This window comes from Pseudomonas sp. FW305-E2 (assembly GCF_058782925.1).
This window is the reverse complement of record NZ_JBYSYE010000021.1, coordinates 14,398-32,132: the sequence shown is the minus strand read 5'-3', so window position 1 is coordinate 32,132 and position 17,735 is coordinate 14,398. Positions and strand designations below refer to the sequence as shown.

Here is a 17,735-nt window from a genome sequence, read left to right as displayed (position 1 = left end):
CAGCGGTAGTTCAGTCGGTTAGAATACCGGCCTGTCACGCCGGGGGTCGCGGGTTCGAGTCCCGTCCGCTGCGCCATCTTCGCTTTAAGGCCCCATGAACGCCTTGAAGCAACGTTAAAGCGACCTTCGGGTCGCTTTTTTCGTTGGTGCGCCTGGCAAGTGCCTGCCTTTACCCAGATTTACACCAGCCTGACAGATTCTTCACCGACCAGCGGTTCCTGTGCCTGCCTGCTGTGTTGCACAATAGGCACTTTCCCGACATACCCGGAATTCGCAATGACCAGATCTTCCGTCTTTGGTGCGCTCGGGCTGGCCCTGGTGCTGGCGGGCGTGACCGGTTGTTCCTCGAAAAAAGCGGCCGTCTACGAGCACGAGAACTTCGATGACTCGGGCACCTTCTCGCGCAGCTTTCCGGTGAGCGATGCCGGCTCTTGCGAGGCCGCCCGGCGTGCTTTGCTTAGCCAGGGATACATCATCACCAGCAGCGGCGCCAACCAGGTGGTGGGTAACAAGAGCTTTCAGCAAAACAGCGAGAACCACCTGCAGATCAGCTTCAATGTCACCTGTGCGCCGGACGTGAGCGACGATCAGCGCTCGACCATGTTCGCCAACGCCCTCCAGGACCGCTATGCGCTGAAGAAGTCCAACACCTCCGCCAGCCTGGGCGTGGGGGTGCTGGGTTCGGTGTCGATGCCGATCGGCTCCAGTGACGACTCGATGGTCAAGGTGGCCAGTGAGACGGTGACCGCGGCGCAGTTCTATGACCGCTATTTCGCCTTGGTGGAGAGTTACCTGCCCAAGCCGAAAAAAGTGAGCAAGGCCAAGGTCGAAGCGCCAGCGCCGAAGGTTGAAAAACCGGCGGCTGACCTTGGGCTTCCGGAGCAAGCGGCGGCAAACCCGGTGGCGCCGGCCCCGGCAGCTGCGCCGTTGGTTGAAGCGACGCCTGCACCTGCGGGGGTAGCCCCGGCCAGCGAGGCGGCAGCGGCGCCGGTGGTGGATGACAGCCAGGGTTCGCAGCCTGTGGCCCCGCCGGCCGAAGCTGCACCCATTCAGGTGCAGCAGGATGCCCAGCCGGCCGAGGCCGCCGCCCCCTCCCTTTGATGGGTCGCCTGAACCGGCCTTTTCGCCGGCAGCCCGCGAAAGGGCCGGTTCAGGCTGTAAACATCCCCTGTTACAGACGCCTCGCGATAACTTCCTGAACACCTGCTACGTTTACCACTCATAAGCTTGTCATCATCCCTTCATCCCACCTGCTTAGGCTGAAGGCGATACCTACAAAGGCAAAATGAGCAAAGAGGACGCAGGGCAATGGATGAATACCAGGAAGAACTTCTCGAAACCCAGGCTTACGAACTGGACACCCCGGAACCGGCCGACGACGCCACCGAACTCTAGCCCGGCTGCCGCTGGCTGCGGCGGAACGCCCCCGGCGTGAGGCCCGTCCAGCGCTTGAATGCGCGCTGGAAGGCCTCGGCCGAAGCAAACCCCAACAGATAGGCTATCTCGCCAAAGGCCAGTTCCGTATCACGGATGTAGGTCTCGGCCAGGTCGCGCCGTGTTTCGTTGAGCAAGTCGCGAAAACGCGTGCCTTCTTCGGCGAGCTTGCGGCGCAAGGTCCAGCTTGGCAGTTGCAAGTGCAGCGCCACTTCCTCCAGGTCCGGTTCACGGCCGCCATTGAGCAGCGGGCCCAGCAGGTGAGTAATGCGCTCACCCAGGCTACGCACTCGCGTGCGCTGCAGCAGCTCTGCTTCGCACAACTGCAACAGGTGCTGCCAGGTACTTGGGCAATGCGCTGGGTTGGCCAGTTGCAAGGTGGCGCGGCTCAGACGCAGCTGATTGCCGTCGGCGGCGAATTGCACAGGCGTGCTGCAGAGCGTTTGGTAGCGGGCGGCATAGGAGGGCGCGGCAAACTCGATCTCCAGGCGTTCAGCCTGCACTGGGGTGCCGGCAAGGTCGGTCAACTGGGCCAGCCAGCCGGCCAACAGTGAGTCGACCACAAAGCGGTTGTAGTCGTTATACGGGCTGATGGAGTAGAAGCGCAGCCAGGCGCCCTGGGCATCTTCCACAAAGCGGGAATGGCCACGGTAGTTGGCCGCGTAAAGCGGCTCGAAGCGCAGCAGGGTGCGCGCGGCCTCACCCAAGGTGGGGGCCTGGGCCGCGGTGACCCCGGCCAGGCCAGCATGCGCCAGACGACTCAGGCGCCCCATACGCAGGCCTAGAGCAGCCTCGCCGCTCATTTCGATTGCCGCGTGGCCCAGATGCATGTAGCGGGGGATGGACAGGCGTGCGCCGGCTTCGCCCAGGCGTGTCGCGTCCAGGCCGTAGCGGCGCAGCAATGGTTCAGGGTCGTGGCCCAGCTCGCGCAGGGCTTCGCTCAAAGGCTGGACAAAACCCACCGACAGTTCGCCCAGGCGCACGCGGGGGCGGGCCATGGGCTTACAGCCACACATTCAGCAGGCGGGCACCTGGGCTGGGAGGGGCGGCAAGCAACGCTCCCGACTGGCGGGCAAAGCCCTGGCCATCGCTGCCCTGTTCCCAGAACTGCCCGCGCATGAACACGCTCATACTGCTGATGTCGGTTCCGGCCACTTCGGTCAGGCGTTGCCAAGCCGCCTGTTCACTGACTTCGCCGCGCTGCAAGGCCAGCCCGGCGCTGGCATCCTGGTGGCGATTTCCCCGCCAGGGTGCTTGCCAGCTGCCCTTGCCACTGAGAAACGCTGGGTTGGCGATCAGTTGTACGGCTTGTTCAGTCAGTTGCTGGTGGTTTTCCGGGTACCAGCTGTCACTGCCCACCAGTATCCCCAGGCGCCCGGCCGGGGTCTGCACGACCTGCAGCGGGTGCTGGCGGCCGTCGTGGACGTAGCGGCGCATTTCACTGTCGGGATATTGCTGGCGCTGGGGCTGCCCCAGTAGCGAGCCGTCACCGGCAAACACCACACTGCTGTTGAACAGCGGGCCACGGCCGGTATGCAGTACGCCTTGTTTCACATAAGGTTCGGGCAGCACGATCGAACCGGCCACCAAGGTGACGCCAAATTCCTTGGCCAGGCCGCCGAACAGCTGCTGGTAGTCTGCGGCCATCTGCTCGGCCTTCATGCGCAAGTGCGCATCGGCGCGCCAGTCGTCGCCGTCAGCGCCAAGAACCGCGAGGCCATAGCGCAGCGGGTTGCTCAGTTCCAGCCATTGTTGGGCTTCGTGGCTCTGGGTGACTTGATACAGCTCGCTCTTCTCTCCGCGCGCCCACAGCCAGGTACCGATGTGTTCCGGCAGCACCACCACCGTGCGCGGGTTCACCAGGCCTTGGGCGCGGGCTTGCTCCAGATAGGCTGCGAGCTTGCGGTGCAGGCGTTGCAAGTTCTGATAGTCGCCCGGGTACAGCAGTGGTTCGACACCGAGCAGGTTGCCGTGCTCGCCCGGGACGCCATGGTTAAGCGCCAGTTCGATGCGCAGGTCGGACAGGTAGTGGCCTTCCGGGCGCTGTTGGGTCCAGAAGCCATAGCCGCAGAGGGCGGCGATCATCACCAGCGCCAGAGCGCTTGCCAGGAGTTTTCGCATCAAGCGTGGGTATTCGCTAAAAATGGAGTGGCCATGCGGGAAATCAAGGACATGGTGCGGCCTTATTCATCAGCATCGGAATCCTTGTTGCGCTGCCTTCTTGCAGAGTCGCGTTTGATCATACCAAAGCTACCGGGCGCTTATGAGCATTCTCTGCAGACAAGAGCGGGTGTCACGGCCGGCAAGCCAGGCGCTGACGTTCATAGTTAACTGCCTTGTCCCGTTCCGGAAGGTTGTAAGGTGCCGAACACTGGCGCTCACCCCACTTGATGGTCAGGCTGCCCTGGTCCTGTTCCAGGAGTAACAATGCCTTGCCGCTCGGGTCGGAAATTGCCAGTTGCTGGCCCGCAGCGTCCTCGACCGAGGCCCCGAACGGTATCAGTTGACCGCGCTCGTCGAACAGCTCGAACTGCACCCGACGCCCGCTCTTGCCGGTATAGCGGGCAAGCACCACGGCACCGCGGCGAGGCACCAACTGCTGGGTGGCGTTGTCGATTTCGATGTCGCCCCCCAGGTCACTGGTGTCCAGGCTGATCCAGTTGACGCGATAGGGCTGGGCGCTGGGGATCACCGCATAGCCATTGCGCCCGGTCTCCACACCGCTATAGCTGCTGATCTTTGCGCCCTTCACACCCGGCACTTCGGCCAGGGCGAAGGTCTCACTGAGCGACTGGCCGAGGTTGATGCCGCCCTGGTGGGCAACCACGGCGCCGGCAATGTTCAGGTTCTGCGAGTCGTAGCCGCGCCCCTGGCTATAGCCCAGGCTGATGTCGGCGACCGAAGTGCGGGTGTTCAGGTTGGCCGATGCCGAGCTGCCGCTGGTGCGGCTGTGGCCGCCCTGGATCGAGTAGAAGGTGTCGCTGGTCTCCGACAGGTAGCCGTTGATGCCGGCCTGGGTGGTGTCGTTGCCCTTCTGTGTGCTGGTGGTGACGAACGCCCGCGGTGCGCGGGCGCGGCTGCCGAGTGGGAACGATACCGACAGGTTGAGCTGGGTATCTTGCCCCGAAGGGCCTGAGTTCCCCAGCTCCTTGGTGCGGCTGACGTCCAGGTTGTAGGAGATCTCGCCCCAGTTGTTGCTGTATCCGGCGGTCAGGCTCTGCGAACCGCCGCGGTTCCAGTAGCGCTGGTCGGTGGCGGTCAGATACAGGCTGCCGAACGCGCGGTTGCGGCCCAGGCTCTGGTTGATGGTCAGGTCGGTGCGGGTCTTGGAGTTGCCACTGCGCTTGATCGCGCTGGCGCTTAGGTCCTCGACATGCTGGGTGAGGGTACGGAAGCCCTCGGTGGAATAGCGGTAGGCGGCCAGGGTAAAGTTGGTGTCGGTGCCGGTGAATGTCTTGGCGTATAGCGCCCGCAAGCTGTTGCCCTGGGTGGTCTGGCCCTGGGCCTTGCTCGAGGAGTGGGTGACATCGAGCGAAAAGGCGCCCAGCAGTGTGTTCAGGCCGCTGCCCACGGCCATTGCCTTATAGTCTTGGGTGGCTTGCAGGCCAAAGACGCCCGTCACGGTGTTGGTCAGGCCGTAAGCCAGCGTCGTACTGAGCATCTGCGGCGTGGCCAGGCCCTCCGTGTTGCTGTTGTAGCGTCCAGCGGACAGGCTGTACTTGACCTGACCGCCACGGACCATGAGCGGCAGGCTGGAGAAGGCCTGCACGGTGACCCGCCGACGGCCGTCGGCCTCGATGATGGTGACTTCCAGGTCGCCATTGGAGCCGCTGGGGTAGATGTCGCTGATCTCGAACGGGCCGGGCGGTACGTTGGCGGTGTAGAGCACGTAGTTGTTCTGGCGAATCTCGACCCTGGCGCTGGTCTGCGCCACGCCACGCACCACAGGTGCGTAGCCGCGCTCGCTGTCGGCGCGCATGCCTTCGTCCGAAGCCAGCTTCAGGCCGCGGTAGCGCACGCTGTCGAACAGGTCGGTGTCGCTGAAAATGTCACCGGCGCTGAACTGGCCTTTGAGCGCGGTCACGTCGTGCTGCACATAGCTGCGGTTGCTCTTGAAGGTGTCCGGCTGCCCGGTGCCGCTGCTGAAGTTCGACTCGTTGCGCAAGCGCCAACTGTCCAGGTTGATGCCGTTGCGCAGGCTCAGGTTGTTGGCGATGCGGGTCTCGGCATCGCCGGCGCTGCGGCTTGTGTTGAACTGATAGTTCACGAACGCCGCAGACACCCCTGCGTCCCACAGTTGCGGGTCGACGTAGCCGCGCAGGCCGCGTTTCATGGCGACCTGCGGGATGCTGGCGGACAGGCGCAGGTGACCCGAGTCGTAGCTCAGGCTGGCCTGGTCGATCAGTGCGGCCAGGTCGTGGCAGGCCAAGGCGGTATCCAGGCGCCCCTGTGCCTTGAGCTTGTCCATGTCGATACCCAGCTGCTCGAGCAGTTCCAGGGTCAGGCAGGGTTCCACCCGCCCAGTCTGTGGGTGGCGGTTGAATTCGATGTCACGCCGGCCTACCAGCACTTCGTTGCTGTACAGGTCTACCCGGTAGTTGCCCGGCAGCACGCTGTTGGCCGACAGCAGCATTTGCAGGTCGACCGCCGATTGCGCACCCTGCAGAAAGGTGGTGTTGAAGCCCTGCAGGTGGGCGGCGTCCTGCGCCGATGCAAGGCTGGGCAGCGCGGTGCAGATGACCAATGACAGGGCGTTGAGCTTCCAGGCCGGACGAAGCGTGCCGCCACTGAACGCGTGCGCGCCTGCATCGGCTCCCTCGACGGGGTGGGGGGCGATGGACAGAGACATACCAGAAACCTATTTCATATCCCGGCACGGGCTGGGCACGGGGCGGCCGCACGCGACCAGGGCACGAGGTGGGGGCTACGATTTCACAAGGTGATGGCGGGTTCGGCAGGCTTGGCGCTACCCGGCTGGGCAGTGTTCAAACGCAAGGAATATCCATGTTGAGCGCCATAGTCGTTGATGCTCTTGAACGTCAGCGTCAACGGGCCGTCCACCTGGGAAAATACCGAGGTGAATGTCTTTTGTTCGCCAGGGGCGATCATGGTCGAATCGGCGCTGAGCACGGTTTGTTTCCCGCTTTTAAGTTCGATATCGGCCATCGACACGTGATACAGGCTGGGGTTGTTCACGGTCAGTTGTGGCTTCCCGGCGCGCTGGGTCAATTGCCAGACCAGTTGTTCGGGGGCCAGCAGGGCATTGCCGGGCAAGTTGGCCGGGCGGAAGAAAATCTTGATACGTTGGCGCACCGCCAACTGCAAGGTATTGGCCTGGGTACTGGCTTGCGGAATTTCCTGGACATTGAGCCAGACCACCGACTCGCGATCGGTCGGCAGGCCTTGGCCTTCATAGAGAATACGCAGCAGTTGTTCCTGCTTGGGCAATACTCTGGCCAACGGTGGAGTAATGGCGAACGGTGCCTGTGCACGGTCGCCGGCATCTACCCAGGATTGCACCAGGACTTCCTGGTTGCCATTGCGCACGATGACATTGGCTTCTTTGTGCGCACCGTCGAACACGACGCGCGTAGCGCTCAGGGAGATGCTGGCAGTTGCCTGGGCGGCGACGAGCATGCCCAGCAACCCGAGAACGGGATACAGAGAACGACGCAACATGGTTGGTTACCTTGCGGGGCGAAGAAGTGGCGAGGCTGGTCAGCCTCGCGCAGGGAGCAGCGGCGAAGTGATTACTCGTACTGCAGGATGAACGGCAGGGTGGCGTCACCGCGACCGGCGGTGGCAGTGCCGGCGGCGCCCGTGGTGACGTACGCCGCAGAGAAGCTCAGGGTGGCGTCGCCGCCCTCGGCGCCAGTGCCGTGTACGTCGCTCTGGATCTTGGCAGTGGCAGCCGAGCTCAGGTCGATCAGGTTGCCATTAGGGTCGAGCAGGGCAATGCCAACGTTGGCGGCAGTGCCGGTGCCTTTGGTCAGCGCCAGGACCTTCTTGCCGGTCACCAGGCCCGAGCCGCCGCTGTTGGCATCGAAGATCATCGCCACCTTGGTGCCGAGGTTGCAGTTGACGTTGAGGTTGAAGTCCTTGCCGGTCACGCGGCCAGCCGTCGGGTTTTCGGCGGTGCCCATGTCCTTGATCGAGACGCTGCCCATGTCTACGGCGATCACGCGGTCGGCGTTGGCACCATCGACCGAGCAGGCGTCATTGTTGATCACGCCGGTGAAGGAAATCTTGCCGCTGCCGCCGTTGACTGGCCCGGTGGCCTCGACGGCCAGTGCACCGGCCGAAGCGGTCAGGAGCGAGAGGGTCAGGGCGGCCAGGGAAAATTTATTCATATTGATGTCCACATGAGAGTGAGTAAGTGCTGCAACTTAATGCACGCTCACAATAAGTCAGGTGGTTTCTCTGGCCCATCAGACGAATCTTAATGGTGGGGCAATGACGCTCGCTAGTTAATTAAAGATATGACTCGCCAGGCAATAGGCCAACAATTCCTGATCGCTGTTCACTTCAAGTTTGCGCATCGCGGAAACTTTCTGCGCACTAATGGTCTTGGTACTTCGATGTTGGCTACGGGCGATCTCACTGACACTTTGTCCGGCAACAAACAGGCGCAGTATTTCGAATTCCTTGGGTGACAGGTTTTCCACCCGTTGATCGATGGCGGTGTTACAGGCGATCACCGACTGCCTTGCCGGTGCCGGCGCCCGGTAGGTGCTGTTGCGGGCGACGGCATTGAGGGCCTTTTCGATTTCGCCATGCAACTGGCTCTTCTGGATCACGCCGTCCACGCCCAGTTCCTGCAGCCGTGTCAGGATCAGCGGGTTGGAAATCATCGTCAGCACGAGGATGCGGACGGCGGGATAGTGACGTTTGAGGTAGTCGATCAGTTTCAGGCCGTCACCGTAGGGTGAGTCTGCCGGCATGTTGTAGTCGGAGATGACCATGTCCACGGGTTGGCGTTCGAGCAGTTCGATCAGCCCTTGCGAACAGACGGCTTCGCCGACCACGCTAAAGCGTGGATCGCGTTCGACCAGTTCCCGGACGCCGAGCAGCACGATGGGGTGATCGTCGGCGATGATGACCTTGAGTTTTTCCATAAAAGACGACCCGTTAGCCGGTGCGGATGGGAGGGTTGTTTCCATGCGCTATCAGCGCTGAAGTTGATTCTATGCGAGGGCATCGAGTATTGCTGACAGCCTGTCCAGCACCCCCCCCAGCTTATCGGCCAGGGCTGCGTCGAGCGGCGACTCGGCCAGCGCGGTTTCCAGCGCACAGCACTGCTCGGCCAGGGGCCGGGACTGTACCGCGCCTAGGGCGCCGGCGATGCTGTGCAGGCGCTCGCCAAGACGCCGCTGGTCGCCTTGCTCAAGGGCCAGGCGCAACTGCTGCATATCCTCGCGCAGGGTGGTGATGAACAGCGCGCGCATGGCGTCGGACACTTGCACGGTATCGGTGGCTGCAGGGGAGGGGGAGGCGCTGAGGCTGTCCGCTTGCGCGCGGCTGGGTGCTTCGGCCAGTGCTGGCCGACACAGACGGACCAGATGGCTGCGCAACGCCTGCAGGCTCAACGGTTTGACCATCCAGGCATTCATGCCCACCTCGAGGCAGCGCTGGCCTTCTTCTCGCAGTGCATTGGCGGTGACGCCGATGATCGGCAACCGGGCGTCGTGCTGGCGCAGGGTCCTGGCCAGTTCGTAGCCATTCATCAATGGCATGTTTACGTCGGTCAGGACCAGGTCGAACAGGCCTGGCTGCCAGCGTTGCATGGCCTGTTCACCGTTGGTCGCGACCACCGTGGTGCAGCCCAGCGCCTCGAGTTGCTCCTGCAGGATCGCCTGGTTGATCGGATTGTCCTCGGCCACCAGGATATGCAGGCGCAGAGCGGCGCGTTGCTGTTGCGCGGTGTTCTGGTCATCGGGCGACCCGCCCTGGCGCACGACCGCGATGAGCTGGGCGATGGCCCGCACGTCATGCAGGTCTACCCGCCAGCAGCCGTCGACGAACGCGCCGGGGGTAGGGCCGTCGCTGCTGGCGCAGATCCGTTGGCCATGCCAGGTGGCGGCGTCCGGGCAGTCGAGCAGGTCTACCAGCAGGGCCTGGTGGTTGTCCTTCTCCAGGGGGGGAATCGTCAGGGTCGCGGCGATACCCAGGCGCTGCAGCCAGTCGACGCCATGCTGGGCAAGCTCCGGTATCGGCGCACGCACATACACCGGGGTCGGGTCGGGCACTGCGCTTGGGCTGTCGCTCAGCGCCCCCTGGGCCAGTGGCAGGCTGATGTTGAGGGAAAAGCTGCTGCCCAGCCCCGGCTCACTGACCACCTTGATCTGGCCACCCATCATGTCGGCCAGCCAGCCGCAGATCGGCAGGCCCAGGCCCGCACCGCCCTCGCTGGAGGCGTCGGCGACCTGGTAGAACAGCTCGAAGAGCCTGGCCTGCTGTGCCTGGGAAATGCCAATGCCGCTATCGGCAACCTGCCATTGCAGGCGCACGTGGGTGTCGTCGAGCGCCAGCACGCGGGTGCGCAGCACCACCCGGCCGGTGTCGGTGAACTTGATGGCGTTGCTCAGCAGGTTGTTGAGGATCTGGCGGATGCGTATCGGATCGCCCACCACCTGCGCCGGCAGGCGGGCGTCATGGCAGGCATAGAGCAACAGGCCCTTGCGCTCGGCGAAGGCGCGATAGGTGCGCACGGTGTCCTCGAGCATGTCCAGCGGGCAGAACGGCACGGGTTCGAGCGCCATCTGCCCGGATTCGATCTTGGTCACGTCGAGCACGTCACTGATCAGCTGGAACAGGGTTGCCGAGGAGCGCTGGATAGTGTGCAGGTAGCCTTGCTGGCGTGCATCCAGGTGCGTCAGGCCAAGCAGCTCGAGGGTGCCCAGCACGCCGTACAACGGGGTACGGATCTCGTGGCTCATGGTGGCCAGGAACAGGGTCTTGGCGGTGTTGGCGGCGTCGGCGGCGCGCCGGGCTTCGTCGAGCGCCTGGGCGTCCTCGACATGGCGGGTGACGTCGTTGAATGCGTAAAGGCGCACGTCTTCGCCGTGGTAGCGGGTCGACACGAAACCGACCTGCAGGTGGCGGCCTTCGACCTGCAGGTAGTGCTCGCCACTGCGGGTGTGGCCCACTGCCGAGGCGAGGGTACTGACCAGCTCGCGGGTGCCCTGCCATTGCTGCGCCCGCTGGTTCTCCAGCAGCACCTCGTTGTCGGCGCTGCGGACCACGCACAGGCCGGTCGGGGCGGTGTCGATGACCACCCGGCTGAAGGCCTCGCTCTCGGTGATGATCTCGTGGGCCGCGCGCGCAGGCAGGATGACCTGGCGCTGATACCAACGGATGACCACCCGGCCCAGCCCGATGAGGACCAGGAACGTGGCGGCGATGCCGGCCAGCGACCAGAACGCGTAACGGAAGAAGTGCCGGTAGGTCACGGTGTAGATCGCACTCCAGCCACCGTTGGCCTGTTCGTGGAGACGGAATACCAGGCCTTCGGGCTTGATGTTGAGGCCTTCATGCACCCCCTTCAGGGGCGCGGGCGCGCCGATCAGCACCTCGCCGGCTGGGGTGATGAGGTTAAAGTGGTCATACACGGTCCAGTCCATGATGCGTTCGAAGTCATCGATCTGGGCCAGGTCCACCAGCGATGCAACTTGCGTGGCTTGGCCCTCTGCCTTGCCCGAGCGCAGGGGGACGTTGGCGTAGGCCAGCACGCGTGGCGGGGAGGCCTGGTCCGGCTGCTCGACATAGCTGCGCCAGACGATCCTGCTGCCTGGGCCCCATTCCTTGTCCTGAGGCTGGCGCGCAATGACCTGCCTGATCACATCGATGAACGGTTCATTCTCCAGCTTGCCCCGCCCGCGTCCTGCGGCGGGAACCGTAATGTCGTAACGGGCATCCGGCGAGAACAGGAACACCTGCGGCGATCGGTACGGAGAGGCCGACCAGAACATGCTGTAGAAGCTGGCCAGGTTCGCCCCCAGGGTGAAGATGTCCGATACTTCGCGGTCAGCCAGGTTGCGTGGGTCGAATTTGAGGCTGAACGGCATGGAAAATGGAAAGATCTGGCCCTTGTAGATGTCCGGCCCTTCCTCGGGCATGGGTGCCAGCGCCGGCTCGAGCGCACGTGGGTAGTCGAGCAACTCCCCCTTGGCGCTGCGTTGCACGAGGGCCTCAAGGAAGGTTTCCTGCTCCTGTACATTCTCCATCAGCCGGGCGAAGTGGATGCTGACCGTGTCGCTGTGTTCGTCGATCAGGCGCTCGAGCGACCAGAGACTGAAGCCGGCCAGCAGCAGCGCCAGGCCCAGCAGGACGGTCATGCCTTTGTTCAGGCGCAGAGAGCTGCGGGCCAGGTTTTCCAGCAGGGCGTTGTACTGTTTCATGCAAGGGTCCGCAAGGGCGTGGGGGCATCGATACCCAACGAATATTACCTTTGATGCCCGGCCGGCGCTGAGAGTTACAGCCGGTCAGTAGGCTGACGGGGGACCGTCGTTGTGCAGCAGGCGCTGGAACTGTTCCGCCGACACGGCATGGGAGATCAAAAAGCCCTGCACCTGGTTGCAGTCGACCTTGCGCAGCATTTCGAGCTCCTGAGGCGTCTCGACCCCTTCGGCGACCACGGTGAGCCCGAGCTTGCGACCCAGGGCAACGATGCTGGCCAAGGCCGAGGCCAGGCTCTCGCTTTCATCGCAACGCTGCACCAGCGCCCGGTCTATCTTCAGTTCGGTGAAGGGCGTCGAGACCAGGCTCATGTACGAGCTGTAGCCTTTGCCGAAGTCGTCCTGGGACAGGCCGAAACCTTTCATGCGCAAGCGGCAGGCGCCTGCATAGAAGTTGCTCAGCTCTTCGGGAATGGAGCATTCCATCAGCTCGAAGCACAGCTTGCCGGGCACGCCTTGGTGGTGCAGGACGAATTCCAGCAGCCGGTCGGCCAGGTCATGGCTATTCAGCAGGTGAGTCGGCAGGTTGATCGAAACCGGGATGTCATAGCCCCGTTCGCGCCAGCGCGCCTGGGCATCCATGGCTTGCTTGAGCATCACCCACAGCAGCCTTTCCTCCAGGCCAAAGGCATTGATCGTTGGCAGGAAGGTGCCTGGCAGCAACACCCCTTGCTCCGGGTGCATCCAGCGCACCAAGGCCTCTGCCGCGACGATGCGACCATTGTGCAAGGACTTCTTGGGTTGGAACCAGGCCTGAAAAGCTCGGTTGTTCAAGGCATCGACCAAGGTCTGGCGATCGAACTCGGGCGTGGCCGGTGCCGCCTGGGCCGGTGCCTGATGGTGCAACTGCAATTGGTCGATCAGGCTGCGCAGCGCGGCGGGTTCGACCGGCTTGGAGATCAGCCCGAGCACGTCCACGCCGAGGTTCTTGGCCACCAGGCTCGCCGCCATGAGCATGCGCCGCGAGGCCACGCTCATGATCGCCAGGCCTGGCTTGTGGCGCAGGCCGGCAAGGTGCTGGATGAATTGCACACCGTCCATGCCGGGCATCAGCAGGTCGGTCAGCACCAGGTCGAAGTCACGCTGGCGCAGGCGCTCCAGCGCTTCCTGGCCATCCCGGGCTGCTTCCAGGTTGAAGCTGCCAAGCTCGCTGAACAAGTGTTGCAGGTACATATGCTGGAAGGGGTGGTCTTCGACGATCAGGATGTTAAAGGTCTTCAAGGGCTACCTCGATACGGGGCCAGGCAGTTGAACAGGACTTGCAGGTTGAAGGGCTTGATCAGGCAGCGATCCATGCCGGCGGCCAGGCACAGTTCTTCCTCGCCGCGCAGGGCATTGGCAGTGGCGCCGACGATGGGGCGGGTGCAGCCCAACTGGCGCAGGGCCCGGGTCAGTTCGTAGCCGTTCGTGCCGGGCATGTTGACGTCGGTCAGCAGCAGGTCGAAATGCTCGCGCTGCCAGGTTTGCAAAGCCTGCTCGCCATCGCTGACCAAGGTCACGCTGCAGCCGAGCTCCTCGAGCTGGTCGCGCAGGATCAACTGGTTGATGACATTGTCCTCGGCAACCAGCACGTGCAGCCCCAGCGGCTCGGTCAAGGGGGCCGGCGCGGCGGGGTCCCTGGGACGGCGCAGGCCCTGGGCCTGGCCGACAGCATGGTGCAGGGCGCCCAGGTCGTTGAGGTTGACCTGCCAGTGACCGGCCTCGTGCCGCGCCTCCCAGCAGTCCTGGGCGCTGGCCAGGATTCGCGGGCCGGGCCATTCGGCGACCAGCCAGCGTTCGACAGTGCCGGGATGCAGCTCGACCAGCAGTTCGCCGGGCAGGGCGCTGCCTGGCGCCGGCGCGCCGACCTGCGCACGCGCCCCCCAGCGGCAGAGCCAACCACTGATGGCTTCAGCCAGTTCGTGTACGGGCGATACCACGTGAATGCGTTCGCCCAGCAGGTTGAACGGGGCGCTGGTGCGGCCTGACGCCACTTCCAGGGGTAGGGTCAGGCTGAAGCTGCTGCCCAGGCCCAGCTCGCTGACCAGGCGCAGCTGGCCATTCATCAATTGCGTCAGGCGCTGGCAGATCGGCAGGCCGAGCCCGGTGCCGGGAATGACTTGGCTATGGCCTTCGGTCTGGTAGAAAGGCTCGAAGATGAACGGCTGGTCCTGTTCAGCGATGCCCTTGCCCGTGTCCGAGACCTGCCACAACAGGCAGGAGCGTTCGCCGTCGCGGTTGAGCAGCCTGGCCCGCAGCACCACGCGGCCGCAATCGGTGAACTTGACCGCATTGCTCAGCAGGTTGTTGAGGATCTGGCGGATCCGGTTGACGTCGCCGATCAGGTGTTCCGGCAGGCGTGGGTCCAGGCAGCTGTAGAGCTGCAGCCCCTTGCTCCTGGCTGCCGCGCTGTAGCCCTGGACCACCTCGCGGACCAGGTCCGGGGCACTGAACTCGCTGAGTTCGAGGGCCAGCTGACCGGCCTCGATCTTGGACACGTCCAGCACGTCGCAGATCAACTGCAGCAAGGTTGACGAGGAGCCTTCGATTGCCCGCAGGTAATCGCGCTGCTGGGCGTCGAGCACGGTGCGCGACAGCAGCTCCAGGGTCCCCAACACGCCGTACAGCGGTGTGCGGATTTCGTGGCTCATGGTCGCCAGGAACTGGGTTTTTGCTTCGTTGGCGGTGTCGGCCGCGCGCCGGGCGTCCTCCAGCGCGGCCTCGATCTGCTTGCGTGCGCTGATGTCGCTGAACGCGCAAAGCAGCACCGGCTCGCCCTTGTAGCGGGTTGGCGAGCAGCTCAGGTACAGGTGGCGCCCTTCGGCGCTCTCGAAATAGTCGCTGCACTGGCCTTCGTGTCGCTCGAAAGCCTGCTCGATCCATTGCGCGCTACGCGCACCGCGTGCCGGGTCCTGGCCCAGCCACTGCTGGGCCAGGTGGTTCTCCAGCACCACCTGGCCATCGCTGCGGCGCAACACGCACAGGGCGACAGGTGCGGTTTCGATGACGTCGCGGCTGAACATCTCGCTTTCCACCAGCGCGCGGATGCGTTCAACCGTGGGGGTGAACAAGCGCTGGTCGAACCGCTGGATCAACACCCGAATCAAGGTGATGCTGAGCACGCAGAACAGCAAGGCACCCAGCAGCTGCTGCCACAGACCGGCGAGGATCGCGGACAGGTCGATTGCGTAAACCAGTTGCCAGTCCGAAGACATCAACGGCTTGCTGATGACCAGGTACTCCGGCAGGAGCCCCTGGCCGGCGAAGCCGAAGAAGTTGTTACCCACGGGATGGTGCAGCGAACGGTCCAGCGCCGGGCCTGGGGTATTGGTGAACACCAGCATGCCGTCGGCATTGAACATCATGAACTTACCCGCGCTGGCATCCTCGAGCGACGGCGACACTGCATGGCTGTCGATTTCCAGGCCTAGCCAGCCAGAGTCCGGGTCGCGTGCGTCCAGGCGCAGGAAGATGAACAGGCGCGAACCTTGGGCGCCCTGGTCGGCCAGCCACAGTTCCCGAGGGGCCGTGGCCCGCAGTTCCGCAGCGCGCAACTGCTCCAGCAGGGCGGGCGAAGGCAGCGAGGCCTGGGCGTCATCGTTGTACAGCCAGCGCATGGGGGCCTGAGCCGCTGTGTCGACATACAGCAGGTTGACCCGCCGGGCCTCTAGGTAGGCACACATGCGCTGGGTCAGCCACAGGCTCCAGCGTTTGCCCGGCTGGCTGCCCAGTTGCAGGTGCACTTCCTCGCCCGGTGCCAGGGGCAGCCAGTCGACACCCGGCGCCGTTTGACGCACGGCTGCTAGGCTCAGGCTCTCCAGCAGCGCCTCGCGGTTGGTGAAGAAGGTATGGGCCTCGGCGATCGCGCTGCTCATGGCACCATGGCGCCGAGCGATATCGGTGTTGAAGGTAAAGGACAGGAAATTGTAGGCCGCGCCGAGAATGCCGGCCGATAGCACGATCGCCAGCAACCGAAGCAGGCGGCGTGCTGCCTCGGGATTGGAGAGCAGGGGGTTGATCTGTTGCAGGTAGGCTTTGAGTCGCATCCCGCAAATCTAGGCAGGCCGCTGGCAACTGGACATCAGACGATCCTTAAAGGCCGCCTGGCCGAAGGTTTTACTGGTAGTACAGGTCGACCAGCGCCGTGGCTTCGAACGGACCGGAAATGGGCGCCGAGCGCCAGATCAGGTCGGCGCGGAACGGGTTGTGGATCACGCCCGGCGCAGCCAGGTCGGCCAGCTTGAACCAGGTGGCGAAAGGCACCGGCTGGTTGCTGTCCTGCTGGGTCAGGGCAATGCCGACGGAGGTGTTGTTGGCGGGCACCAGCAGCTTGTCGATGACGCTGGCGCTGCCAGCGACCGGGGTGAAGCGGGCGCTGACGGTGTAGGGCGTGTCGCAGGATCTGGTCAGGTCGAGGCTGAAACTGGCCGAGCTGGCGACCTGGCCGACCTGTGCCGAGCTGGCCAGGGCACGGCGGAAATTGACCACCGAAGGCAAGATGGTCAACTCGGGAGAGCAAGGCACGAAGCGGATGTTGTTCATGCCGGTGACGACATAGTTGAGGTTGCTGTCGGGTTTGGGGTTGAGCATGTACCCGCCGTCCAGCTGGAATACCCGGTATTCGCTGAGCGTGCTGGCTTGTCCGTTGGTTGGCGTTGCGCCGTACTTTTCGATGAACACCGTAAAGTTCAGGGTGAAGCGGGCCTTGTACCAGCCTGTACAGTTCGCCCAGTCGCAACCATGAAACGAGTTGTAGCCAGTGGTGACGGCGCCCGAAGTCTGAGTGATTTTCTGCGAGCCGTAGCGAATCCCGACCCGTATGCCCTTGCCTATACTGGCTTTGGCCGGGTTGACATAGAAATAGACATCTTCCTTGATGCCGGTTTCATAGTCGTCGGCGCAGATGACCGGAAGCGAGTGTGGTGCCGACTCCCAGATGATCGTGCCGTCAGGCGCGTCGGCCGGTACCGCCAGTGCAGTGCCCAGTGCCTCCTTGAATACCGTCGCCATGGACGGGTCCAGCTTGCAGGACAGCGCGTAGCTGGTGGCGGGGCAGCTGGCGGCGACGAAAAGCAGGCCAAGCAAGTGTTTCCGGATCAGGTTCATGAGTGGGTATCCTGTGGCGGTGTGTTCACGGCAGCGCGATGTGGTGGCGCTTCTGCAGGCCGATATCGGTGAGTTCGCTGAACGCCACGCGACTTTGCGCGGGCAGGGGCGAGGGCGCCTCGAGGGTGAGCGATGCCCCCGGGCGCAGGAGGACGTAGTCCGCAAGCTGGCGCGACTGCCCGGGGCTGTCGAGCTGGAGGTTGACCAGCGAAACGTGAAAGGCACTCGGGTTGCTGACTTCGATCAGGCCAGGCTGACGTGCGCGCCATGCCAGGCCCTCGACCGCCTCGCTGGCCGAGCCTGGCAGGCCGGCAGGGCGGTAGAACAGCTTCAGGCGCTGGCGAACGGCGAATTGCAGGGTATTGGCCTGTTCGGGTTTGCGCGGGATCTCGAGGATGTTCAGCCAGAACAGTGACTCCCTGTCCTCGGGCAGGCCCTTGCCGGCGTACAGCACCCGCAGCATGTGCCGGCCGTTGGGCGGTATCAATGCCAACGGTTGGACGATGGCGAAGGGCGCATCGGCGCGTTCGTCGGTACTGCTGACCCAGCTTTGCATGACGGTGTCGAGGTCGCTGCGATTGACCACGCTGATGCTTGCTTCCTTGTTCGAGCCTGGGTAAATGAGGCGTGTGCCCTCGACTTTGAGCTGGCCCCAGGCACCGGACGCCAGGCCCATCAGGACCAGCGCCGCCATGGCTGGGCGCGAGAGGGTATGAAGCAAGCGCGACATGGTCAGGGCAGGGCTCCGGTGAGGGTGACTGG

12 protein-coding genes are annotated in these 17,735 nt (G+C 63.9%); 1 reads left to right on the top strand and 11 read right to left on the bottom strand.

Features of this window, described 5'->3' with window-relative positions; genetic code table 11:
• The first annotated feature begins 276 nt into the window (after positions 1-276).
• On the top strand, positions 277-1,101 hold the full coding sequence (locus tag AC3WLP_RS16635; protein WP_012053268.1) for a DUF2242 domain-containing protein: 825 nt from the start codon (positions 277-279) through the stop codon (positions 1,099-1,101).
• Between the two features lie 290 nt (positions 1,102-1,391).
• Here the strand turns inward: AC3WLP_RS16635 and AC3WLP_RS16630 are convergent, their stop codons facing one another.
• From AC3WLP_RS16630 to AC3WLP_RS16580, 11 genes are all read right to left on the bottom strand, one after another.
• Entirely contained in the window at positions 1,392-2,432 is a 1,041-nt protein-coding gene (locus tag AC3WLP_RS16630; protein WP_017147831.1) for an AraC family transcriptional regulator, read from the bottom strand.
• Between the two features lie 4 nt (positions 2,433-2,436).
• A complete protein-coding gene (locus tag AC3WLP_RS16625; RefSeq protein ID WP_014754038.1) occupies positions 2,437-3,555 on the bottom strand; it encodes a nitrilase-related carbon-nitrogen hydrolase in 1,119 nt (372 codons plus the stop codon).
• A gap of 172 nt (positions 3,556-3,727) precedes the next feature.
• Positions 3,728-6,283, bottom strand: coding sequence for a fimbria/pilus outer membrane usher protein (locus AC3WLP_RS16620; protein WP_088513110.1), 2,556 nt, complete (start codon positions 6,281-6,283; stop codon positions 3,728-3,730).
• A gap of 83 nt (positions 6,284-6,366) precedes the next feature.
• The gene (locus AC3WLP_RS16615) at positions 6,367-7,113 is read right to left on the bottom strand and encodes a fimbrial biogenesis chaperone (RefSeq protein ID WP_019752200.1); all 747 of its coding nucleotides are present in this window, start codon (positions 7,111-7,113) and stop codon (positions 6,367-6,369) included.
• A 71-nt stretch (positions 7,114-7,184) separates the two neighbouring features.
• Positions 7,185-7,784 (bottom strand): fimbrial protein, encoded by a 600-nt coding sequence (locus tag AC3WLP_RS16610; protein ID WP_012053263.1) that lies wholly within the window; start codon positions 7,782-7,784, stop codon positions 7,185-7,187.
• 117 nt (positions 7,785-7,901) lie between these two features.
• Positions 7,902-8,549, bottom strand: coding sequence for a response regulator (locus tag AC3WLP_RS16605; protein ID WP_012053262.1), 648 nt, complete (start codon positions 8,547-8,549; stop codon positions 7,902-7,904).
• Positions 8,550-8,618: 69 nt separating this feature from the next.
• The gene (locus tag AC3WLP_RS16600) at positions 8,619-11,831 is read right to left on the bottom strand and encodes a hybrid sensor histidine kinase/response regulator (protein WP_012053261.1); all 3,213 of its coding nucleotides are present in this window, start codon (positions 11,829-11,831) and stop codon (positions 8,619-8,621) included.
• Positions 11,832-11,915: 84 nt separating this feature from the next.
• On the bottom strand, positions 11,916-13,109 hold the full coding sequence (pvrR, locus tag AC3WLP_RS16595; protein ID WP_012053260.1) for a response regulator cyclic di-GMP phosphodiesterase PvrR: 1,194 nt from the start codon (positions 13,107-13,109) through the stop codon (positions 11,916-11,918).
• Positions 13,106-15,913: an ATP-binding protein gene (locus AC3WLP_RS16590; RefSeq protein WP_012053259.1), complete on the bottom strand. Its 2,808-nt coding sequence runs from the start codon at positions 15,911-15,913 to the stop codon at positions 13,106-13,108. The genes pvrR and AC3WLP_RS16590 overlap by 4 nt, the downstream gene beginning before the upstream one ends.
• Before the next feature lie 70 nt (positions 15,914-15,983).
• The gene (locus AC3WLP_RS16585) at positions 15,984-16,973 is read right to left on the bottom strand and encodes a fimbrial protein (RefSeq protein ID WP_012053258.1); all 990 of its coding nucleotides are present in this window, start codon (positions 16,971-16,973) and stop codon (positions 15,984-15,986) included.
• Between the two features lie 25 nt (positions 16,974-16,998).
• Positions 16,999-17,703, bottom strand: coding sequence for a fimbrial biogenesis chaperone (locus AC3WLP_RS16580; RefSeq protein WP_014859530.1), 705 nt, complete (start codon positions 17,701-17,703; stop codon positions 16,999-17,001).
• Positions 17,704-17,735 lie beyond the last annotated feature (32 nt).